The following is a 20,839-nucleotide window of genomic DNA, read 5'->3' on the forward strand; positions in this document are numbered from 1 at the left end:
AAGTTCGCACAATCATTGTTGGAAAAACTGACATGAGCGAATTTACCTTGCATGACCTGCAATGCTTCGACGCCGTGGTGCGCGAGGGCGGCTTCCAGGCCGCGGCCGCGTCGCTGCATCGCTCGCATCCGGCGGTGTTCGCGGCGGTGGCGAAACTCGAACGGCAGCTGGGCTTCGCGCTGCTGGACCGCGGCGGCTACCGCGTGCGCCCGACCGGCGCCGGGCAGTCCTTCCACGAGCGCGCGCAATCGTTGCTGCGCGAGCTGACCGCCTTGCGCGCGCATGCGGGCCAACTGGCCATGGGAGAGGAAACCGAGCTGCGCGTGGTGATCGGCGATTTCTGCCCACGGCCGTACGTGCTGGGGCTGTTGAGCCGCTTCTTCGCGAGCTGCCCAGGAACGCGCCTGGAGCTGTACTTCGAGGCGGTCGCGGGCCCCTGGGAACGCCTGGACGACGGCGAGGCCGACCTCATCCTGCACCGCGTGGACAAGAGCGATGCGCGGATCGAATGGGTCGATCTGGCCAAGGTGCCCTTCGTGCCCGTGGTGGCGCCGGGTTTCCTGCGCGAGCCCGTGCCGCGCGCGGTTCGCCCGGCGCATCTGCGCGAGTACACGCAATGCGTCATGCGCGACACCGCGAGGCATACGCCGCCGCGCGACTACTTCACCATCGCGGGCGCGCGCCAGTGCACGGTCGCCGATCAGCTGATGAAGAAAGAGATCATCCTGCAAGGCATGGGATGGGGCCACATGCCGCGCTTTCTCGTCGAAGAGGAACTGCGCGACGGCCGGCTGCGCTCGATCGCCAACCCCCACTTGCCCGGCAGCGTGGAGGAGCTGGTGGCGGCGCGGCGCTGCGATCGGGCGCAAGGCCCGGTATCGAATCGGCTGTGGCGATACCTGCAGGCAGCCGCGCCCGAATTGCGCCGCGCGTTGCGCAAGCGATAAGGGAGAGCGCTTGCGCCCGCGCTCAATACTTGCCGGTAAGCAGTTCGCCCGCGTCGGGCACGCGCGCTTCCAGGTCCAGCACCTTGAGCATCCGGTAGACCGTCGCGGCGGCGGCGGTCACCACCGGCAGACCCAGCCGGTCCTGCACGGGCTGGATCGACGCCAGCGACGGCATCTGCACGCAGGCCGACAGCACCACGGCGTCCACGCCGCGGGTGTCCAGGCGCGCGACGTGGCTGGCGGGCGCCATCGGGTCCTGCGCGCCGACCTGCAGGTTGTCGGCGATTTCCAGCGACAGGCTGTCGTGCACCTCGATGCCCTCGTTCTCGATGTAGTCCACGACCAGGCGGGTCAGCGGCTTCATGTAGGGGGTCAGGATGGCGACCTTGCGCGCGCCGATGGCGTGCAGGCCCTCGACCAGCGCGCCCGCGCTGGAGATGACGGGCGCGGGCGCGCCGTTGTCCACGGTGGCCTGGTGCAGGCGCTCCTGGGAAACGCGGTGGTAGCCCAGGCCCTGGCTCATGATGGCCACCAGGCAGGCGTACCCCAGCACGTCCACGCGCGCGTCGGAGAGCTCTTGCGCGCAGCGGTCCGACTCGCGGTCCATCGAGGCCAGTTCGGCGGCGGTCACCTGCTTCATGCGCATACGGCTTGAATGGAAGGTGAAGCGCTCGGGGGCGATGGTTTCGCGCAGGCGCAGCATGGCCGGGATTTCGGTCTCCATGGTGGTGTTGGAACTGGGCACGATCTGGCCGATGCGCAGGCTGCGGGGAGATGAGGTCATGGCGGCGCTCCTGGAAAAAAGGCGAAAGAGGTCCCGTCCCCGCGCCATCGGCGCGGGGAGCGGGAAGCAATGCGGTGGGGGATCAGTCGGCGGTGATGCCCGCGGCGGCGACGGTGCGCTGCCAGTAGGCCAGTTCCGTGGAGACGCGCTGGTTCAGCGCTTCGGGGCCTTCGAAGCGGGCTTCGATGCCGGCGGCCTGCGCGCGCTGCACGGTGGCGGGTTGGGCGAGCGCGGCCTCGACGCTGGCGGCCAGCTTGTCGATGACGGGCTGCGGCGTGCCCGCCGGCGCGAACAGCGCCACCCAGGATTCCAGCTGGTACTCGGGCAGGCCGGCCTCGGCGGTGGTGGGCACGTCGGGCAGCATGGGGTGGCGCTTGGGGCTGGTCACGGCCAGGGCCTTCAGCTTGCCGGTCTGCACGTGGCCCATCACCGAGGGCGGCGTGGTGATGAAGACCTGCACGTTGCCCGCCAGCACGTCCTGGATCGCGGCGCCCGAGCCGCGGTACGGCACGTGGAACATCGCCGCGCCGGTCTGCTGCTTGAAGACTTCGGTGCCGAGGTGGGACAGCGACCCCACGCCCTGCGAGGCGTAGTTGAAGCGGCCGGGAGAATTCTTGACCTCGGCCACGAACTCCGTGATGTTGGTGGCCTTGATGGACGGATGCACGGCGATCACGTTGCTGGATACCGTCACCAGCCCCACCGGCACGAAGTCCTTGGGCGCCCAGGGCAGCTTGGCCGTGAGGTTGGGGTTGCCCACGTGATAGGCCGAGTACGACACCAGCAAGGTGTAGCCGTCGGGCTTGGCGCGCGCGACGTATTGGTACGCGATGTTGCCGCTGCCGCCGTCCTTGTTCTCGACCACGACCGGCTTGCCCAGCGCGGCGGCCAGCGGTTCGGCCACGATGCGGGCGGACGTGTCCACCAGCCCGCCGGGCGGATTGGGCACCACGAGGGACAGGGTGCGGTTGGGGAAATCGTCGGCGGCGTGGGCGCCGAATGCCGCCCCGGAAAGCAAGGCGGCGGCGAACAGTTTCTGCATGGCAGGTCTCCGGTTATTGTCGTTTGCTCTATGGCAGGGCCTTATTCTGCTCGCCGGGAACAATAGTTTCCAATATAGTTTTTGTCTGGTTTCATATCTTTCCCAAATAACTGCCCGCCATGGAAATCCGTCAACTCCGCTACTTCGCCGTCCTGGCGGAAGAGCTGAACTTCACCCGGGCCGCGGCGCGCCTGCATATTTCGCAGCCGCCGCTCAGCCTGCAGATCGCCCAGCTGGAGCGCGAGCTGGACGTCAGGCTGTTCGACCGCAACAACCGGCGCGTGGCGCTGACCGAGGCGGGCGAGGCCTTCCTGAACGACGTGCGCGCTCTGCTGGCGAGCCTGAAGGACGCCACCGTGCGCGCCCGGGCGGTGGACCAGGGGCTGGCGGGAAGGATCGAGGTCGGGCTGTCGGGCTCGCATTTCCTGGGGCCGGTGCCCGCGCTGATCGCGCGCTATACGGCCGAGCATCCGCAGGTGTCGGTGCTGCTCAATGAAATGAACCCGGCGGCGCAGCTGGAAGCGCTGCGCGGGCATCGTATCGACGTGAGTATTTCGCGCACCGCGGTCGACGATGAAGAACTGCAGTCCATGCCGCTCTGGCCCGATCCGGTGGTGGCGGCCTTGCCCCGGCGGCATCCGCTGGCCGGCCGCAAGCGCCTGGAACTGAGCGACCTGGCCGGGGATCCGTTCGTCATGCTGCGGCAGGATACGTCGGGCTTTGCGCGCCATCTGGCGGAGATCTGCGCGCGCGCCGGCATGCCGCTGTCCGTGGCGCAGACGGTGGCCGAGGTGCCGGCGCAACTGGCGCTGGTCGCGGCGGGGCTGGGCGTGGCGTTGGTGCCGCGCTCGACCTGCCGCCATCTGGGCGACCGCGTTGCGGTCTGCGGCCTGCCCGCCGCCATTGCGCGCGCCACGGTCTATGCGGTGACGCGCCGCCAGGGCAGGCGGCGCGCGCTCGATACCTTTCTTCAGACGGCGGCGCAGATGGGGGACGGCGAGGCCTGAGGCCGCGGGCCCGCGCCCAGCGTCTTACGCCGTGAGCATGCACTCCGAGGTGTCCGGCGCGGCCAGTTTCACGCGGAATGCGCGCAGCTCGTCGCGGCGGAACACGTGCACCGTCACCCGGTCGCCGGCCCGGTATTGCGCCAGCAGCAGGTCCAGTCCGGCCGGCGCGTCCACGCGCAGGCCGTCGATGGCCACCAGCACGTCGCCGGCGGACAGGCCGCCCTTGTGGGCGGCGCCGCCTTCCAGCACGGTGGCCAGCATCAGCGAATCGCCTTGCTTGCGGGTGCGCGCGTCCAGCGAGGGGATGTTGGCCGCGGCTTTCCATTGCAGCGTGACGCCTTGCGGCGCCAGCAGTTCGGCCAGCGGCACGTCGGCCGTGCCGTAGGCATGCCGCGCGATGAAGCGGCGCGTATCGACGCCGGTGGCTTCCTGGATCAGCGCGGGCAGGCCGTCTTCGGGCAGCCCGTCAGGCTTGCCTTGGTAGAAATCGCGTCCGTAGCGCTCCCACAGCAGGCGCATGACGTCGTCGAGCGAATGCGCGCCGGCGCTGTCGCGACGGATCAGCAGGTCCAGCCCGAGCGCCACCAGCGCGCCCTTGGTGTAGTAGCTGACCAGGGCGTTGGGGGAGTTCTCGTCCTGCTTGTAGTAGCGGGTCCAGGCGTCGAAGGAGCTTTCCGCCACCGATTGCTTGTCGCGGCCGGGCGTGCGCGCCACGCTGGAGATGGTCTTGGCCAGCAAGCGCAGGTAGTCGGGGCGGGTGATGGCGCCCGAGCGCAGCAGCAGCAGGTCGTCGTAATAGGAGGTGAAGCCTTCGAATACCCACAGCAGCCGGGTCAGGTCGGGCCGCGACAGGTCGTAGGGCGCGAAGGCTTCCGGCTTGATCCGCTTGACGTTCCAGGTGTGGAAGTACTCATGGCTGACCAGGCCGAGAAAGCCGCGGTAGCCTTCGCCCTGGCCCTGCTGGCCGAGAACGGGCAGGTCCTTGCGGGCGGTCATCAGCGCCGTGCTCGCGCGGTGTTCCAGCCCGCCGTAGCCGTCGCCCGTCACCATCGTCATGAAGACGTAGCGGTCGGCGCTGTCCAGGAAGGGCGCGCGGCGGGTGCGGGGCTCGAAGAACGCGATCTGCGTTTCGCAGATCTTGCGCACGTCTTCGGTGATGCGGGCCAGGTCCAGGTTGGGCGCGACGCCGGTGAACACCAGTTCGTGCTCGGCGCCGTGCGCCGTGAAGCTCGACACCTGGGGCGTGCCCATTTCCACCGGGTGGTCGATCAGCGCGTCGTAGTCGGGCGCCAGGTACAGGCCGAAGCCGTGCCGCCGGGCCGCTCCCGGACGGCCGCGGGCTTCCGGCAGGCTGGTGTAGACCTTCCAGCCGTCGATGCCGCGCGGCGGCGCCAGGTCGACCAGGCAGGGCAGATGGTCCTGGCCGTGCACGCGCAGGAATACGCTGGTGCCGTTGAAAAAACCGTGGGTCTCGTCCAGGTGCGCGCCGCGCACCGACAGGTCCCAGGCGTAGACCACGTACTCCACCCGCAGCGGACCGTCGCAGGGCGCGGCCTGCCAGGTGTGGTTGTCGGTCTTGTCGACCGCCACGCGCCGCGTGCCCGAGTAGGCCGCCAGCGACTCGATCTGGCGCGAGAAATCGCGGATCAGGTAGCTGCCCGGGATCCAGGCGGGGAGGGACAGGCGCTGGCCGCCGGGGGAGGGGGCCGGTATGGTTAGGGTTATCCGGTAGCGGTGTCCGGCCGGATCGTGGGGCGCGAGGCGGTAAAGTAGCGGCGGGGCTTGGTCTTTTTCCATAGCCATATCTTACTTTCATACATCTTCGGAGACATGCAATGAGCGAGTCGTTTGTGCTGGTCGAAACCCGGGGCCGCGTCGGCCTGTTGACGCTCAACCGTCCCAAGGCGCTCAACGCGCTGAACGATCAACTGATGGATGAGCTCGGCGCGGCCCTGCTGGCCTTCGAAGCGAACCCCGATGTCGGCGCGGTGGTCATCACCGGCAGCGAAAAGGCCTTCGCCGCGGGCGCCGACATCGGCGCGATGAAAGACTGGTCGTACATGGACGTGTACGGCAGCGAGTACATCACCCGCAACTGGGAAACGCTCAAGCGCATCCGCAAGCCCGTGATCGCCGCCGTGGCCGGCTACGCCCTGGGCGGCGGCTGCGAACTGGCCATGATGTGCGACATCATCATCGCCGCCGACACGGCCAAGTTCGGCCAGCCCGAGATCAAGCTGGGCGTGATCCCGGGCGCGGGCGGCACCCAGCGCCTGCCGCGCGCGGTGGGCAAGGCCAAGGCCATGGACCTGGCGTTGACCGCCCGCATGATGGGCGCCGAGGAAGCCGAGCGCGCCGGCCTCGTGTCGCGCGTGGTGCCCGCCGACAAGCTCATGGAAGAAGCCATGGACGCGGCCACCATCATCGCGTCCATGTCCCTGCCGTCGGTCATGATGGCCAAGGAATGCGTCAACCGCGCTTTCGAGGGTTCGCTGAACGAAGGCCTGCTGTTCGAGCGTCGCGTGTTCCATTCGCTGTTCGCCACCGAAGACCAGAAAGAAGGCATGGCCGCCTTCACCGAAAAACGCAAACCGGATTTCAAACACCGTTAATTCCGGTTACGTCCGCGCCGACGGCGAGGACGCCCTTTTTTGCCCCGGGAGAGAAGCCCCCATCGGGCGGCAGGCGAGCCAGGCTCGCGCCGCCTGGGGCATTTCTGGTCCGACGCGCCCGCCTGGGCGCGTTTTTCATTCCGATTCCAGCGTTTTCGCGGCGTTGCGCCTTGAAACGCTTGGTCAGCACCATGTAGCCGGGTTCGGTCCTATCCTGAGTAGGCGTCATCTTGAGGTGCCGCGCCAGAGAGGCTTGTCCGAACTGGCAAGTCCCGCGCGGCGGCTCGCCTGCAAACAACACCAAGAAGGAGCCTTGCATGCGTATACCTATCGCTACCCGCCGGTGGTCTTCCGCTGTACTCGCCGGCGCGCTGAGCGCCTGCTTCGTCACCGCCGCCCAGGCTCAGTCCCCGCGCCCCTCCCTGCGCCTCGTGTCGGAAACTCCCTATCCGGCAGCCTCGGCGCCCGCGCCGGCCATGAGCGAGCAGGAACTGCGCGACACGGCCATCGATGCCTACGTCTACGCGTATCCCATGGTGCTGATGGAACTGGCCCGCCGCAAGGCCACGGCGGTGCAGAGCCCGCTGGACGGCAAGGCGCCCATGAACCAGTTCGGCCACAAGGCTTCCTTCCCGGATCCGCGCGCCCGGGACACGCCCTGGCCCAGCGCGGACGCGCTGTACTCCAGCCTGTGGTTCGACGTGTCCCAGGCGCCGCTGGTGGTGAACCTGCCGGCCACGGGCGACCGCTATTCGGTGCTGTCGGCGCTGGACATGTGGAGCGACGTGTTCGCCTCGCGAGGCGCGCGCACCAACGGCAAGGCCGCCCAATCGTTCGTCATCGTCGGCCCTGGCTGGCAGGGCAGCGTGCCCGCCGGCATGGACGTGATCCACAGCCCGACGGCCACCGGCTGGCTCATCGGCTGGACCCAGACGGCCGGCCCGCAGGACTACGCGGCGGTCAACCAGATCCAGGCCGGCATGACCGCCAGCCCGCTGGCCGCGCCCGCCGCGCGGCCCGCCCGCAGCCGCAACGCCGACGGCGCCTACCCGCAAACCGGGCCCGGCGTGGGCACGGCCCCGATCGGCAGCGGATTGCGGGCGCCGATGCCGGCGCTGCCCGACGGCACGCCGGCCGAGCAGGCCGCCGCCATGGACGCCGCGACTTTCTTCGCGCTGTTCTTCGACGTGCTGCGCAACAATCCGCCGCATGCCAACGACACGCCCATCCTGGACCGCATGCGCCGCATCGGCCTGGACGGCCAGCGGCCCTTCTCGTACGGCAGCCTGAGCCCGGCCGTGCAGCAGGCGCTGACCGATGCCCAGCCGCTGGCCGGCCGCCGCATCGCCGACGGCGTGTCGCGCCTGGGCACGCCGCTCAATGGCTGGAACACCGTGCTCTCCGGCATCGGGACCTACGGCACCGACTATGCGCGCCGCGCGGCCATCGCCTACGCGGGCCTGGGCGCGCCCACGCCGGAGGACGTGCTGTATCCGGTGACGATGTCGGACGCCAAGGGACGCGCGCTGGAAGCCGGCGAGGACTACGTCCTGCACTTCGACAAGGGGCAGTTGCCGCCGGCCAACGCGTTCTGGTCCCTGCACGTCTATGACGCGCAGTACGGATTTCCCGACAATCCGGCCAACCGCTACGTGCTGCGCAGCACCGACAACCTGAAGTACAACGCGGACGGCTCGCTGGACATCTACATCCAGCGGCGCGATCCGGGCGAACGCAAGCGCCCGAACTGGCTGGCCACGCCGGCCGCCGACGCGCCCTTCCTGTTGAGCATGCGGCTGTACTGGCCGCAGGACACGGCGCTGGACGGCCAGTGGGCGCCGCCGCCGGTCAAGGAGGACTGAGCTTCGTCGTCCACGGGATGGAGGTCGCCTCCTGGGGAGGCGGCCTTCGCCGCGCGGGCGGGGCAGGGGCGCCGACGGTTTTCCAGGCCGTTCGCGTCCCTAATTTTCGTCCTTCGGCCGGGCGTTGTTTACACCTTACAAGCGGCCGAAAGTTCATTTGCTCGGGCAAAAAGAATCACGCTATACTCTGCGGGTTTGACGCTTGCGGGATAAGAACACGTGGCGGCGGGATGCGCCGGTTCTGACAGGGGCAAGAAGCAAAGCGAGGAAGTTTGATGCAACAGAACTCCGTGCAGCAAAGCATGCCGCAGGGTCCGGTTGAGAGCCGAGGTAGGGAAGTGTTCGACCAAGGCGAAGCGGAAAAGGTTCTGGTACTCAGTGACGCGGATCGCGCGGCGCTGAATGCTCAAGCAAGCCGCGGGCTCCTGTTGGCATTGGCTGCGCAAGGCGCCATGGGGCTCGCAGCAGCGGTAATAGCGGGGGTTGTCGGAGGGGCGGCGGCGGGTTGGTCGGCGCTGGCGGGGGCGGGAGCGTATTTCATACCCAATGCGTTGTTCGCATTGCGCCTGGCTGTCAGTGTACGGGCCGGTAAAGCCAGTCCCTTTACCTTTCTCTCTGGTGAGTTGATCAAGTTGTTCGCAACGGCGGTGCTGTTGTGGCTGCTTTCGCGTGTGGCGCAGGACAGCCTCGTATGGCCTGCCGCGCTGCTCGGCCTGATACTCACATTGAAGGGTTATCTCTTGCTCCTGATGTTCCGCAAGTTGTCTTAGCGCCGAGCGGGTTCGCGGCAAACGAAATCGTGGAATCGTCCGATTCGCAAGGGTCGGGCATACAGCAAATAGGTAGGATTCAAATGGCTGCTGCCAGCGACGTGTCGCCTCAGTCTGCGTATATTCAGCATCACCTGGTGCATCTGAACAATACGGGCGAGAAACAGAGCGCTATTGCTCAGTTCGACATCATCAATTACGACTCGTTGTTCTGGTCCGGCCTGATGGGTCTGATCGTCATCTTCTTCCTGTGGCGCGCCGCGCGCCGCGCCACCAGCGGCGTGCCGGGGCGTTTCCAGGCTTTCGTGGAAATGATCGTCGACATGGTCGACGACCAGGCCAAGGGCATCGTCCACAATGCCAAGAGCCGCCTGTTCATCGCTCCGCTGGCCCTGACCGTGTTCCTCTGGATCATCCTGATGAACGCGCTGGACTTGCTGCCGGTCGACCTGCTGCCGTCCATCTGGCGCCTGACCGGCCTGGGTGCCGAGCACGGTGATCCGCTCTACTACCACCGCATTCTGCCGACCGCCGACCTGAACGTGCCGATGGGCATGTCGCTGGGCGTGCTGCTGCTGATGTTCTACTACGGCATCAAGATCAAGCACCCGGGCGGCTTCGTCAAGGAACTGTTCACCGCCCCGTTCCACGCGCACGGCATCGGCGCCCTGGTCCTGGCCCCGTTCAACCTGCTGCTGAACCTGATCGAATACGCCGCCAAGTCCGTCTCGCTGGGCATGCGGTTGTTCGGCAACATGTTCGCCGGCGAACTGATTTTCATGCTGATCGCCCTCCTGGGCGGCGCCTGGACCGGCTTCAACGGCGCCAGCATCGGCTTGGGCATCGGCCACATCCTGGCCGGCTCCATCTGGGCGATCTTCCACATCCTGATCGTCCTGCTGCAGGCCTTCATCTTCATGATGCTGACGCTGGTGTATCTCGGCCAGGCTCACGAAGGCCACTGATCCCCCCGAATTTCCCGCGCTGGCCACCCGGCCAGCGCGGGATAGCAAGATTATCTTGCATTGAGCTGTACCCCTTATTTTTCAATTTTTGACTTCAGATTTCTAACCAAGGAGTTGTCATGACCAACGTCGCTTTCGTTGCCCTCGCTTGCGGTCTTATCATCGGTCTGGGCGCTATCGGCGCTTGCATCGGCATCGCACTGATGGGCGGCAAGTATCTGGAAGCCTCGGCTCGTCAGCCTGAGCTGATGAACGCTCTGCAAACGAAGATGTTCCTGCTGGCTGGCCTGATCGACGCGGCATTCCTGATCGGCGTGGGTATCGCCATGCTGTTCGCCTTCGCCAACCCGTTCGTCGGCTAAGGCACCGCCCGCCGGCGAAAAGGCGGGTCATGACGCTGGCGGCGGTGCAGGCTTACCGCCCATCGCCGCCCAGCAAAGTATCGAGTGCTCCGTAACGTCCCTTCCCGGGTGCGGCCGGAGCCGAAAGGTGTTAAAGGAACGACCGTGAATCTGAACGCGACGATCATTTTCCAGATGCTCGTGTTCTTCGTTCTGGGCTGGTTCACGATGAAATTCGTGTGGCCTCCTCTGACGAAGGCGATGGACGAGCGCCGCCAAAAAATCGCCGACGGCCTTGCCGCCGCCGAGAAGGGCAAGGCCGATCTGGCCCAGGCCCAGGCGCGCGTCAGTCTGATCGAGGCTTCTGCCAAGTCCGAAAACCACGCCCGCATCATCGAGGCCGAAAAGCAAGCCGCCTCCCTGATCGAGCAGGCCCGCCGCGAAGCGGAAGCCGAACGCGCCCGCATTGTGGCGCAGGCTGCCCAGGACGCCGCGCAGGAAGTCCAGCGCGCCCGCGACCTGCTGCGCGACGACGTGGCCGCGCTGGCCGTGAAGGGTGCTGAACAGATCCTCAAGCGCGAGGTTGACGCCCGCGCACACGCCGAGCTGCTGAACCAGCTCCGCGCGCAGCTTTAATCCGGGACCGCCATGGCTGAACTTTCCACTGTTGCCCGGCCCTACGCTGAGGCGCTCTTCAGCGCGGCGCGCGACGACAAGGCCGGCTTGCCGGCCTGGTCCGACCTGGTCGGCGAAATGTCGCAGGTCGCCTCCAACCCCGACGTGCGCGAGGCCATGGCCGATCCGCGTCTGGGCGACAAGCAGCGCGTCGAGCTGTTTACCGGCCTGATCAAGGCGGAACTGCCTCAAGCCGCCCGCAATTTCATCGAGTTGCTGGTCGAAAACGACCGGCTGCTGCTGATGCCGGACATCGCCACGCAATTCGCGACGCTGCGGAATCGTCACGACGGCACGGCGCAGGCGGAAATCACCAGCGCGTTCGAGATGAGCGATGCCCAGGTCAAAGAACTGGTCGCCGCGCTCGAACAAAAATTTGGCCTCAAGCTCAAGCCCAGCGTCACCGTCGATCCGTCGTTGATTGGCGGCGTGCGCGTGGCGGTCGGTGACCAGGTGCTCGATACTTCCGTACAAGCCCAGTTGGCCCGCATGCGCGATCAGCTCGCCGCTTAAGGCAACTAACAGGATTCCAGGAGTCAATATGCAACTCAATCCCTCCGAGATCAGCGAACTGCTCAAGAGCCGCATCGAGGGCCTGGGCGCTTCGGCTGATGTCCGTACTCAGGGCACCGTCGTGTCCGTGACCGACGGTATTACCCGCATCCACGGTTTGTCCGACGTGATGCAGGGCGAAATGCTCGAATTCCCCAACAACGTTTTCGGTCTGGCGCTCAACCTTGAGCGTGATTCCGTCGGCGCCGTTATTCTCGGCGACTACACCGGCGTTTCCGAAGGCGACCAGGTCAAGACGACCGGCCGCATTCTCGAAGTGCCGGTCGGTCCCGAACTGAAAGGCCGCGTGGTCAACACGCTGGGCGAGCCGATCGACGGCAAGGGCCCGGTCAATGCCAAGGCCACCGACATCATCGAGAAAGTGGCTCCCGGCGTTATCGCCCGCCGCTCGGTGTCGCAGCCGCTGCAAACCGGCATCAAGGCTATCGACTCGATGGTTCCCATCGGCCGCGGCCAGCGCGAACTGATCATTGGCGACCGCCAGACCGGCAAGACCGCCGTCGCTGTCGACACGATCATCAGCCAGAAGGGCAAGGGCGTCACCTGCGTGTACGTCGCCATCGGCCAGAAGGCTTCCACGATCAACAACGTGGTCCGCAAGCTCGAAGAGCACGGCGCCATGGAATACACCATCGTCGTGGCCGCTTCGGCCTCCGACTCGGCCGCCATGCAGTACCTGGCCGCCTACGCCGGTTGCACGATGGGCGAATACTTCCGCGATCGCGGCGAAGACGCCCTGATCGTCTATGACGACCTGACCAAGCAAGCCTGGGCCTACCGCCAGGTCTCGCTGCTGCTGCGCCGTCCGCCGGGCCGCGAAGCCTACCCGGGCGACGTGTTCTACCTGCACTCGCGCCTGCTGGAGCGTGCCGCTCGCGTCAACGAAGAGTACGTCGAGAAGTTCACCAACGGCGCCGTCAAGGGCAAGACCGGCTCGCTGACCGCGCTGCCGATCATCGAAACCCAGGCAGGCGACGTGTCGGCCTTCGTTCCGACCAACGTGATCTCGATCACCGACGGCCAGATCTTCCTGGAAACCGACCTGTTCAACGCCGGTGTCCGTCCCGCCATCAACGCCGGTATCTCGGTGTCGCGCGTGGGTGGCGCTGCCCAGACCAAGGTCGTCAAGAAGCTGTCCGGCGGTATCCGTACCGACTTGGCGCAGTACCGTGAACTGGCCGCCTTCGCGCAGTTCGCTTCCGACCTGGACGACGCCACCCGTCGCCAGCTGGAACGCGGCAAGCGCGTGGTCGAACTGCTCAAGCAGCCGCAATACCAGCCGCTGCAAGTGTGGGAACTGGCCGTCACGCTGTACACGGTCAACAACGGCTACCTGGATGAAGTGGACGTGGCCCAAGTGCTGTCGTTCGAGAAGTCGCTGAAGGATCAACTGAAGGCCAAGCATGCGGCCCTGATCCAGCGCATCGAAGACACCAAGGAACTGTCCAAGGATGACGAAGCCGAATTGGCCGCCGCCATCCAGGAATTCAAGAAGCACGGTGCTTTTTAAGAAAGTGATGGGTTAGGCGTCCGCGACGCCTCACCCATCCTTCCCGGATGGTTGAGGCGCGAGCGGAACCCATCGGCCAGTCTTCACAGGAAAGCGCAATGCCCGGAATTAAGGAAATCCGAACCAAGATCAAGAGCGTGCAAAACACGCGCAAGATCACCAAGGCGATGGAAATGGTCGCCGCATCCAAGATGCGCAAGGCGCAGGAACGGATGCGTGCAGGTCGTCCGTACGCCACCAAGGTGCGCGAGATGGCTGCGCACCTGATGCAGGCCAACCCCGAGTACAGCCACCCGTACCTGGTCGAACGCGAAATCAAGGCGGTCGGCGTGGTCATGGTGACGACCGACAAGGGTTTGTGCGGCGGCTTGAACACCAACATCACCCGTGTGACGCTGGGCAAACTGAAAGAGTTCGAGAAGAACGGCGTCGCCGTGCAAGCGACCGCTTTCGGTAACAAGGGCGTGGGCGTGCTGACCCGCATCGGCGCCAAACTGGTCTCCCAGGAAGTGCAACTGGGCGACAAGCCGCAACTCGACCGCCTCCTGGGCGCGATCAAGGTGCAGCTGGACGCCTACCTGGACGGCCGCATCGACGCGCTGTACGTGGCTTCGACCCGCTTCGTCAACACGATGAAGCAGGAGCCGCTGTTCCTGCGTCTGCTGCCCCTGGCCAGTGGTTTGGATGATCCGTACCAGACGGGCGCCGAGAGCCTGGCCAAGACCTCGGAAGTGAAGTCGGAATACAGCTGGGATTACATCTACGAACCCGACGCCCGTAGCGTGATCGACGACCTGCTGCAGCGTTACGTTGAAGGCCTGCTGTACCAAGCCGTGGCTGAGAACATGGCTTCGGAGCAGTCGGCCCGGATGGTCGCCATGAAGGCGGCGTCGGACAACGCCAAGAAGGTCATCGGCGATCTGCAGCTGGTCTACAACAAGACCCGTCAGGCCGCGATCACCAAGGAAATTTCGGAAATCGTAGGGGGCGCTGCCGCGGTGTAAACCGGGCAGTATCCCGTCAAAATATCAAGGAATCGACATGAGCAACGGAACCATCGTTCAGTGCATCGGCGCCGTGGTGGATATTCAGTTCCCCCGCGATCACATGCCCAAGATCTACGAAGCGCTTACTCTGGCCGACGAGGGTTCCTCGTTCGCCGAAAAGGGTCTGACGCTGGAAGTGCAGCAACAGCTGGGCGACGGCGTGGTGCGTACCATCGCGCTGGGCTCCAGCGACGGCCTGCGCCGCGGTATGAAGGTCACCGGTACGGGCGCGCCGATCTCGGTGCCGGTCGGCACCGGCACGCTGGGCCGCATCATGGACGTGCTGGGTCGTCCCATCGACGAAGCCGGCCCGATCCAGCACGAAGAAAAGCGTGGCATTCACCAGCCGGCTCCCCGTTTCGACGAACTGTCGCCGTCGGTGGAACTGCTGGAAACCGGCATCAAGGTTATTGACCTGGTCTGCCCGTTCGCCAAGGGCGGCAAGGTCGGCCTGTTCGGCGGCGCCGGCGTGGGCAAGACCGTCAACATGATGGAACTGATCAACAACATCGCCAAGCAGCACAGCGGCTTGTCGGTGTTCGCCGGCGTGGGCGAGCGTACCCGCGAAGGCAACGACTTCTACCACGAAATGGAAGAGTCGAACGTTCTGGACAAGGTTGCGATGGTGTTCGGTCAGATGAACGAACCCCCGGGCAACCGTCTGCGCGTGGCGCTGACCGGCCTGACCATGGCCGAGAAGTTCCGCGACGAAGGCCGCGACATCCTGTTCTTCGTGGACAACATCTACCGCTACACCCTGGCCGGTACGGAAGTGTCCGCGCTGCTGGGCCGTATGCCGTCGGCAGTGGGCTACCAGCCCACGCTGGCCGAAGAAATGGGCAAGCTGCAAGAGCGCATCACCTCGACCAAGACCGGCTCGATCACCTCGATCCAGGCCGTGTACGTCCCTGCGGACGACTTGACCGACCCGTCGCCTGCCACGACCTTCCAGCACTTGGACTCCACCGTCGTGCTGTCGCGTGACATCGCCGCCCTGGGTATCTACCCGGCCGTGGATCCGCTGGACTCGTCCAGCCGCCAGCTCGACCCGCAGGTCGTCGGCGAAGAGCACTACGCCGTGGCCCGTGGCGTGCAGCAAACGCTGCAGCGCTACAAGGAACTGCGCGACATCATCGCGATTCTGGGCATGGACGAACTGTCGCCGGAAGACAAGCAGGCCGTGGCCCGCGCTCGTAAGATCCAGCGCTTCCTGTCGCAGCCGTTCCACGTTGCCGAAGTGTTTACCGGCTCGCCCGGCAAGTACGTTCCGCTGGCCGAAACCATCCGTGGTTTCAAGATGATCGTGAACGGCGAGTGCGATGCGCTGCCGGAACAGGCCTTCTACATGGTCGGCTCGATCGACGAGGCCTTCGAGAAGGCCAAGAAACTGCAATAAGGAACCGATATGGCTACCCTGCATGTGGATGTCGTCAGCGCAGAGGAAGCGATCTTCTCCGGTGAGGCGAAGTTCGTGGTGCTGCCTGGCGAGGCGGGTGAACTGGGCATTCTGCCCGGCCACACCCCGCTGATTTCGCGCATACGCCCCGGGACGGTCAAGATCGTTCGTGCCGACCAGGGCGAGGAAAACGTCTTCGTCGCCGGGGGCATTCTGGAAGTGCAGCCGGGCAGCGTGACGGTTCTGGCCGATACGGCCATCCGTGCCGCCGACCTGGACGAAGCCCGCGCCCTGGAAGCTCGCAAGAAGGCCGAAGAGGCCCTGGCGAACGCCAAGGACAAGGCGGACATCGCCGTCGTCGAAGCCGAGCTCGCCATGCTGGCCGCACAGGCCATCGCGGCGCGCAAGCTGCGCCAAGGCGGACGTTCGCACTAAGCGCTACGCTCGTCCGGGGCCTGAGCCCCGGATACGAAAAGGCGGCCCTCCGGGGCCGCTTTTTTTTTCGGCGCGAGGCGCCCCTCGCCGCGCGGGCCGCAATGCGTTCAGTACGAATAGCGGCGCATGCGCCGCGCCGGTAGCCTTCGGCTTGGGTCAATCAAGCGGGGGAGAAGGCGTGCGAGACGTCCTGGATTGCGGAGTTCTGCTGGCGCCGGGTCACGAGGCCGCGATGAGCGGCTGGGTCGACCGGCATCCCGTGCGCGTCACGCGCCTGCGGCTGCACCTGGTGCCGCTCGATCCGCCGCGCCTCGCGGCCGCGCCCGGCATCGCGGCGCCCGAGGCCCCGGAAGGGGCGGACGTGCGGGCGCTTGCGAGGCTGGCGGTGGCGCTCAAACGCTACGACGCCTGCATCCTGCCGGTGGCGCCGGCATCGCTCTCCTGGACCCGCATGGCGCTGCAGCAGGCCGGCGCGGTGCTGAGCACGCCCGTGCTGCTGCTGGTCCACGACGTGAAGGCGCCCGCCATCGAAGACCTGCTGGGCCTGGGCGCCTGGGATTTCATGATGCAGCCCGCGTGCCTGGAGAGCCTGCGCGTGCGCCTGGGCCGGCTGGCGCGGCCCGCCGCGTGGCGCGATGCCCGGCTGGCGGCGCTGCGGGAACCCGCGCCGAATTATTCGGGGTCGGGCTATCCGGGGCCGGCCCCTGCTGGGCCGAACTTTCCAAGCGCGAACTCCCCCGCCGCGGGTCGGCCCGCCGTCGCCGGCCATGCCCAGCACGGCGGGTCCCGTCCCCGCGTGCCGGCGGACGTGGTCGAGCAGGCCCTGTCCGGCCTGCGCCACCAGCATCAGCGCGGCCTGCAGGAATCCTTCCGGATGGCGAAGGCGAGGGTGGTGGAGGGTTTCGAGCGCGACTACATCCGCCTCGCGCTGTCGCGCCACGCCGGCAACGTGGCGCAGGCGGCGCGGGCCTGCTGCAAGCACCGGCGGGCATTCTGGGCGCTGATGCGCAAGCACGGCATCGAGGCGGCGCCCTACCGGCAGGCGGCCCAGGAACGAGACGGCTGAAGGGCTGGGCGCATCCTGGCGCGGCGCCCGGGGCCCCAGGCACGCCGCCGCGATCTCCCGGTTTGCGCCCCGGCAAGCCGGCCGCGGGCGGTTCCAGCGCCTGGCCCGCCAAGGGAAGTAAAATCACGGCTTCCGATCATCGAGGATAGTCGTGTCTGCTTCCGTCTTGAAGAACGATGTGTTCTTGCGCTCGCTCCTGCGCGAGCCTGTGCCCTACACCCCCATCTGGCTGATGCGCCAGGCGGGACGCTACCTGCCTGAGTACCGCGCGACGCGGGCCCGCGCAGGCTCGTTCATGGGCCTCGCTCAGAATCCGGACTACGCCGCGGAAGTCACGCTCCAGCCGCTGGAGCGCTTCGACCTGGACGCGGCCATCCTGTTCTCCGACATCCTGACCGTGCCCCATGCCATGGGCCTGGGCCTGGACTTCGCCGAAGGCGAGGGGCCGCGCTTCGCCCGCCCGGTGCGCACGGAAGAAGACGTGGCGCGCCTGGCGGTGCCCGACATGGACAAGCTGCGCTATGTCTTCGACGCCGTGGGCGTGATCCGGCGCGAGCTGGACGGCAAGGTGCCGCTGATCGGCTTCGCCGGCAGCCCCTGGACCATCGCCTGCTACATGGTCGAGGGGCAGGGCAGCGATGACTACCGCCTCATCAAGACCATGCTGTATGGGCGTCCCGACCTGCTGCATCGCATCCTGGAGATCAACGCCGAAGCGACGCTGCAATACCTGAACGCGCAGATCGACGCGGGCGCCCAGGCCGTGATGCTGTTCGACAGCTGGGGCGGCGTGCTGGCCGACGGTCTGTTCCAGCAATTCTCGCTGGCCTACACCCGGAAGGTCGTGGCCGGCCTGAAGCGCGAGAACGAAGGCCGGCGCGTGCCGGTCATCGTCTTCACCAAGGGCGGCGGCCAGTGGCTGGAGGAAATCGCCGCTTGCGGCTGCGACGCCGTGGGACTGGACTGGACGGTGGACTTGGCCGCGGCCCGGCGCCGCACCGGGGACGCGGTGGCCTTCCAGGGCAACCTCGATCCGATGGCCCTGTTCGGCGGCGCGTCCGCCATCCGCGCGGAGGCGCGCCGCGTGCTGGACGCCTTCGGCCCGGTGGGCAAGGGCGGCCATGTCTTCAACCTGGGCCATGGCATTTCGCGCTTCACTCCGCCGGAAGCCGTAGCCGAATTGGTTGATGAAGTCCACCAACACAGCCGTTCGCTGCGAGGGTAAGTAAGTGAACGCTTCGGCCCTCAGGGCCGAAGCAGCGCGCACTTGTGCACAGCAAGATTGCTCTCGGGGAAAACCCTTTAGAAGCTAGTTTACAATCTTGAAAGATTGCATAAATAGCTGTTTTTAAACGGAAAAATTGAATTTTGAACAAGATTTCACATGTTCGCGAAATCTTGCCTTATTCCAATTTCCGATGTTGCTTCAGCCTTTTCCCCAAAGTTATCCACAGGCGGGGACGGGGCCGGAAGCCTCGGCCGGCCTCATCCTTTCCCTCATCCTTCCTTATGCACCGTCCAATCCCCCATGTCTGACGCGCAGGCAACCCTGACTCCACCGGTCTGCTGGGTGCGGGTGGCGCTGGACGTGCCTTTGCCCGGCCCCTTCGACTACCGGAGCGAGGCGCCCGTGGCGGTCGGCCTGCGGGTCATCGTGCCTTTCGGGCGCCGCAAGCTGATCGGCGTCGTGGTGGAAAATCCGGCCGAGCCGTCATACGACCCCAAGCAGATACGGCCGATCGAAGAGGTGCTGGACGACCTGCCGCCCTTCGACGAAGGCTGGCTGCGCTTGGCCCGCTTCGCGGCGGAGTATTACCAGCGCCCGCTGGGGGAGGTGATGCTGCCCACGCTGCCGCCCCCCCTGCGCAAGCCCACGGCCTACCAGGGCAAGCGCTCGGCGGGCGGACCGGTGGCGCGGCTGGACGGACGCAAGCGCAAGGCCGCGCGCGCGCCGGCCGCCGCCGACGAGCCGCCGGCGCTCAACGACGCGCAGCGCGCCGCCGTGGACACCATCGGCGCGCTGGACGGCTTCAAGCCGGTGCTGCTGCACGGCGTGACGGGCAGCGGCAAGACGGAGGTGTACCTGCGGACGGCCGAAAGCGTGCTGGCCGCCGGCCGCCAGGTGCTGCTCATGGTGCCGGAAATCAACCTGACCCCGCAGCTGGAAGGCGCGCTTCGCGCTCGCCTGGAGGCGCTGGTCGGGCCGGACGGGCTGGCCGTCATGCATAGCGGTCTGTCCGACGGCGAACGCCTGCAGGCCTGGACCCGCGCCCAGCGCGGCCAGGCGCGCATGCTGCTGGGCACGCGCATGTCGGTGTTCGCGCCGATGAGCGAGCTGGGCCTGATCGTGGTGGACGAAGAGCACGACGCGTCCTACAAACAGCAGGACGGCTTGCGCTACTCCGCGCGCGACCTCGCCGTGTGGCGCGCGCACGACCAGGGCATCCCGGTGGTGCTCGGTTCCGCCACGCCGTCCCTGGAGACCTGGCAGCATGCCGAGCGCGGCCGCTACCTGCGGCTGACCCTGCCGGCGCGCGCGCGCGCCAGCAGCCTGCCCTCGATGCGCTTGGTGGACACGCGCCGGCTGCAGATGAAGCACGGCATGTCGCCGCAACTGCTGGACGCCATCGGCCAGCGTCTGGAGCGCAAGGAGCAGTCGCTGATCTTCCTGAACCGGCGCGGTTATTCGCCGGTGCTGCATTGCCAGTCCTGCGCGTGGGTGAGCAATTGCCCGCGCTGCACGGCGTTCACTGTCCTGCATCGCACCGAAGGCCGCGGGCACCGCCTGCAATGCCACCATTGCGGCTATCAGGCGCCGGTGCCGCGCGCCTGCCCCGAATGCGGCGACCAGGACCTGGCGCCCATGGGGCGCGGCACGCAGCGCGTGGAAGAGCACCTGGCGGAGCTGTTCCCCGAGGCCCGCATCCTGCGCATCGATGCCGACAGCACGCGCAAGAAGGGCAGCGCCGAGGCGTTGTTCGCGTCCGTGCATGCCGGCGAGGTGGACATCCTGGTGGGCACGCAGATGGTGGCCAAAGGCCACGACTTCGCGCGGCTGGGCCTGGTCGGGGTGCTGAACGCGGACTCGATGCTGTTCGCGCACGATTTCCGGGCGCCTGAGCGCCTGTTCGCGCAATTGATGCAGGTGGCCGGCCGCGCCGGCCGCCACCAGGGCAACGGCGAGGTGCTGATCCAGACCGGCTATCCCGAGCAGCCGGTCTACCAGGCGCTGCTGCGGCACGACTACGCGGGTTTCGCCCGCCATGCGCTGCACGAGCGCGAAAGCACCGGTTTGCCGCCTTTCGTCTACCAGGCGCTGCTGACCGCCGAGGCGCGCGAACTCAAGGTGGCCCAGGAGTTCCTGGAGCGCGCGCGGGTCCTGCCCGAAGGCGAATGGGCGGCCGATTTCCCGGGCCTGGACGCCATCATGCTGTACGACCCCGTGCCCTTGCGGGTGGTGCGCGTGGCCAACATCGAGCGTGCCCAGCTGCTGGCCGAAAGCAGCAGCCGGCCGGCCCTGCAGGCCTTCCTGGCCTCGTGGTCGCACCATCTGCCCTACCTGGCCAACGAGGCCCGGGTGCGCTGGCAGCTGGAGGTCGATCCGCTGGAGATCTGACGACGGCGGCGCCGATGCGCCTTCGGCCCGATTGTTCTATGATCTTTCTCCTCTATCGCGCTGGCGCGGCAGGCCCGTTGCGGCGGCTGCGCCCGTCCCCATTTTCACTCGCGTTACCGGCCCGCTGACGGGCGGCCGAAAGGCCTCGCGCTTGTCGGCCGCGCCCGTCTTGTGCGGCCGCCGCGATGCATG

The 20,839-nt window shown here is 66.8% G+C and carries 19 protein-coding genes; 16 read left to right on the top strand and 3 right to left on the bottom strand.

The window, feature by feature from the left end; translation table 11 throughout:
• Nucleotides 1-32 precede the first annotated feature (32 nt).
• Complete coding sequence (locus ADE01S_RS10875) at nt 33-947, top strand: LysR family transcriptional regulator (RefSeq protein WP_062681710.1); 915 nt, start codon at nt 33-35, stop codon at nt 945-947.
• Nucleotides 948-969: 22 nt separating this feature from the next.
• Here ADE01S_RS10875 and ADE01S_RS10880 read toward each other — a convergent pair whose 3' ends face one another.
• Both ADE01S_RS10880 and ADE01S_RS10885 read right to left on the bottom strand, forming a co-directional pair.
• Complete coding sequence (locus ADE01S_RS10880) at nt 970-1,731, bottom strand: maleate cis-trans isomerase family protein (protein WP_062681711.1); 762 nt, start codon at nt 1,729-1,731, stop codon at nt 970-972.
• A gap of 82 nt (nt 1,732-1,813) precedes the next feature.
• Nucleotides 1,814-2,773, bottom strand: coding sequence for a Bug family tripartite tricarboxylate transporter substrate binding protein (locus tag ADE01S_RS10885; protein WP_062681712.1), 960 nt, complete (start codon nt 2,771-2,773; stop codon nt 1,814-1,816).
• 119 nt (nt 2,774-2,892) lie between these two features.
• On the opposite strand from ADE01S_RS10885, the gene ADE01S_RS10890 reads away from it, so the two are divergent.
• On the top strand, nt 2,893-3,780 hold the full coding sequence (locus tag ADE01S_RS10890; RefSeq protein WP_062681713.1) for a LysR substrate-binding domain-containing protein: 888 nt from the start codon (nt 2,893-2,895) through the stop codon (nt 3,778-3,780).
• Between the two features lie 24 nt (nt 3,781-3,804).
• Here ADE01S_RS10890 and ADE01S_RS10895 read toward each other — a convergent pair whose 3' ends face one another.
• On the bottom strand, nt 3,805-5,577 hold the full coding sequence (locus tag ADE01S_RS10895) for a M61 family metallopeptidase (RefSeq protein ID WP_062681714.1): 1,773 nt from the start codon (nt 5,575-5,577) through the stop codon (nt 3,805-3,807).
• 38 nt (nt 5,578-5,615) lie between these two features.
• Here ADE01S_RS10895 and ADE01S_RS10900 point away from each other — a divergent pair, with 38 nt between their 5' ends.
• From ADE01S_RS10900 to ADE01S_RS10965, 14 genes are all read left to right on the top strand, one after another.
• Nucleotides 5,616-6,392 carry an enoyl-CoA hydratase gene (locus ADE01S_RS10900; RefSeq protein WP_062681715.1) on the top strand — a complete coding sequence of 259 codons (777 nt, stop codon included), beginning with the start codon at nt 5,616-5,618 and terminating at the stop codon, nt 6,390-6,392.
• Nucleotides 6,393-6,709: 317 nt separating this feature from the next.
• A complete protein-coding gene (locus ADE01S_RS10905; RefSeq protein WP_062681716.1) occupies nt 6,710-8,254 on the top strand; it encodes a DUF1254 domain-containing protein in 1,545 nt (514 codons plus the stop codon).
• 302 nt (nt 8,255-8,556) lie between these two features.
• Nucleotides 8,557-9,024: an ATP synthase subunit I gene (locus ADE01S_RS10910; RefSeq protein WP_062681784.1), complete on the top strand. Its 468-nt coding sequence runs from the start codon at nt 8,557-8,559 to the stop codon at nt 9,022-9,024.
• 83 nt (nt 9,025-9,107) lie between these two features.
• Nucleotides 9,108-9,989 (top strand): F0F1 ATP synthase subunit A, encoded by an 882-nt coding sequence (gene atpB / locus ADE01S_RS10915; protein ID WP_062681717.1) that lies wholly within the window; start codon nt 9,108-9,110, stop codon nt 9,987-9,989.
• A gap of 119 nt (nt 9,990-10,108) precedes the next feature.
• Nucleotides 10,109-10,351, top strand: a complete 243-nt coding sequence (gene atpE / locus ADE01S_RS10920) for a F0F1 ATP synthase subunit C (RefSeq protein WP_003815363.1) — start codon at nt 10,109-10,111, stop codon at nt 10,349-10,351.
• 144 nt (nt 10,352-10,495) lie between these two features.
• A complete protein-coding gene (locus ADE01S_RS10925; RefSeq protein WP_013391129.1) occupies nt 10,496-10,966 on the top strand; it encodes a F0F1 ATP synthase subunit B in 471 nt (156 codons plus the stop codon).
• Nucleotides 10,967-10,978: 12 nt separating this feature from the next.
• The gene (locus tag ADE01S_RS10930; RefSeq protein ID WP_062681718.1) at nt 10,979-11,518 is read left to right on the top strand and encodes a F0F1 ATP synthase subunit delta; all 540 of its coding nucleotides are present in this window, start codon (nt 10,979-10,981) and stop codon (nt 11,516-11,518) included.
• Nucleotides 11,519-11,546: 28 nt separating this feature from the next.
• Complete coding sequence (gene atpA, locus ADE01S_RS10935) at nt 11,547-13,088, top strand: F0F1 ATP synthase subunit alpha (protein ID WP_054455187.1); 1,542 nt, start codon at nt 11,547-11,549, stop codon at nt 13,086-13,088.
• Nucleotides 13,089-13,186: 98 nt separating this feature from the next.
• Nucleotides 13,187-14,092: a F0F1 ATP synthase subunit gamma gene (gene atpG, locus ADE01S_RS10940; RefSeq protein ID WP_062681719.1), complete on the top strand. Its 906-nt coding sequence runs from the start codon at nt 13,187-13,189 to the stop codon at nt 14,090-14,092.
• Nucleotides 14,093-14,129: 37 nt separating this feature from the next.
• Nucleotides 14,130-15,530: a F0F1 ATP synthase subunit beta gene (gene atpD / locus ADE01S_RS10945; RefSeq protein WP_013391133.1), complete on the top strand. Its 1,401-nt coding sequence runs from the start codon at nt 14,130-14,132 to the stop codon at nt 15,528-15,530.
• 9 nt (nt 15,531-15,539) lie between these two features.
• Nucleotides 15,540-15,965, top strand: a complete 426-nt coding sequence (locus tag ADE01S_RS10950) for a F0F1 ATP synthase subunit epsilon (RefSeq protein ID WP_062681720.1) — start codon at nt 15,540-15,542, stop codon at nt 15,963-15,965.
• 178 nt (nt 15,966-16,143) lie between these two features.
• Nucleotides 16,144-17,031 carry a hypothetical protein gene (locus ADE01S_RS10955; protein WP_228468393.1) on the top strand — a complete coding sequence of 296 codons (888 nt, stop codon included), beginning with the start codon at nt 16,144-16,146 and terminating at the stop codon, nt 17,029-17,031.
• Between the two features lie 151 nt (nt 17,032-17,182).
• Complete coding sequence (hemE, locus tag ADE01S_RS10960; protein ID WP_062681722.1) at nt 17,183-18,256, top strand: uroporphyrinogen decarboxylase; 1,074 nt, start codon at nt 17,183-17,185, stop codon at nt 18,254-18,256.
• Between the two features lie 303 nt (nt 18,257-18,559).
• On the top strand, nt 18,560-20,647 hold the full coding sequence (locus tag ADE01S_RS10965) for a primosomal protein N' (protein ID WP_062681723.1): 2,088 nt from the start codon (nt 18,560-18,562) through the stop codon (nt 20,645-20,647).
• Nucleotides 20,648-20,839: the final 192 nt, after the last annotated feature.

The sequence above is a fragment of the Achromobacter denitrificans NBRC 15125 genome, from assembly GCF_001571365.1.
In the GTDB taxonomy this organism is placed as follows: domain Bacteria; phylum Pseudomonadota; class Gammaproteobacteria; order Burkholderiales; family Burkholderiaceae_B; genus Achromobacter; species Achromobacter denitrificans.

What these genes read in the sequence shown, in the direction of transcription:
- ADE01S_RS10875 (WP_062681710.1), top strand. Translation starts at nt 33, where the DNA reads ATGAGCGAATTTACCTTGCATGACCTGCAATGCTTCGACGCCGTGGTG.
- ADE01S_RS10880 (WP_062681711.1), bottom strand. Translation starts at nt 1,731, where the DNA reads ATGACCTCATCTCCCCGCAGCCTGCGCATCGGCCAGATCGTGCCCAGT.
- ADE01S_RS10885 (WP_062681712.1), bottom strand. Translation starts at nt 2,773, where the DNA reads ATGCAGAAACTGTTCGCCGCCGCCTTGCTTTCCGGGGCGGCATTCGGC.
- ADE01S_RS10890 (WP_062681713.1), top strand. Translation starts at nt 2,893, where the DNA reads ATGGAAATCCGTCAACTCCGCTACTTCGCCGTCCTGGCGGAAGAGCTG.
- ADE01S_RS10895 (WP_062681714.1), bottom strand. Translation starts at nt 5,577, where the DNA reads ATGGAAAAAGACCAAGCCCCGCCGCTACTTTACCGCCTCGCGCCCCAC.
- ADE01S_RS10900 (WP_062681715.1), top strand. Translation starts at nt 5,616, where the DNA reads ATGAGCGAGTCGTTTGTGCTGGTCGAAACCCGGGGCCGCGTCGGCCTG.
- ADE01S_RS10905 (WP_062681716.1), top strand. Translation starts at nt 6,710, where the DNA reads ATGCGTATACCTATCGCTACCCGCCGGTGGTCTTCCGCTGTACTCGCC.
- ADE01S_RS10910 (WP_062681784.1), top strand. Translation starts at nt 8,557, where the DNA reads ATGCCGCAGGGTCCGGTTGAGAGCCGAGGTAGGGAAGTGTTCGACCAA.
- atpB (WP_062681717.1), top strand. Translation starts at nt 9,108, where the DNA reads ATGGCTGCTGCCAGCGACGTGTCGCCTCAGTCTGCGTATATTCAGCAT.
- atpE (WP_003815363.1), top strand. Translation starts at nt 10,109, where the DNA reads ATGACCAACGTCGCTTTCGTTGCCCTCGCTTGCGGTCTTATCATCGGT.
- ADE01S_RS10930 (WP_062681718.1), top strand. Translation starts at nt 10,979, where the DNA reads ATGGCTGAACTTTCCACTGTTGCCCGGCCCTACGCTGAGGCGCTCTTC.
- atpA (WP_054455187.1), top strand. Translation starts at nt 11,547, where the DNA reads ATGCAACTCAATCCCTCCGAGATCAGCGAACTGCTCAAGAGCCGCATC.
- atpG (WP_062681719.1), top strand. Translation starts at nt 13,187, where the DNA reads ATGCCCGGAATTAAGGAAATCCGAACCAAGATCAAGAGCGTGCAAAAC.
- atpD (WP_013391133.1), top strand. Translation starts at nt 14,130, where the DNA reads ATGAGCAACGGAACCATCGTTCAGTGCATCGGCGCCGTGGTGGATATT.
- ADE01S_RS10950 (WP_062681720.1), top strand. Translation starts at nt 15,540, where the DNA reads ATGGCTACCCTGCATGTGGATGTCGTCAGCGCAGAGGAAGCGATCTTC.
- ADE01S_RS10965 (WP_062681723.1), top strand. Translation starts at nt 18,560, where the DNA reads ATGTCTGACGCGCAGGCAACCCTGACTCCACCGGTCTGCTGGGTGCGG.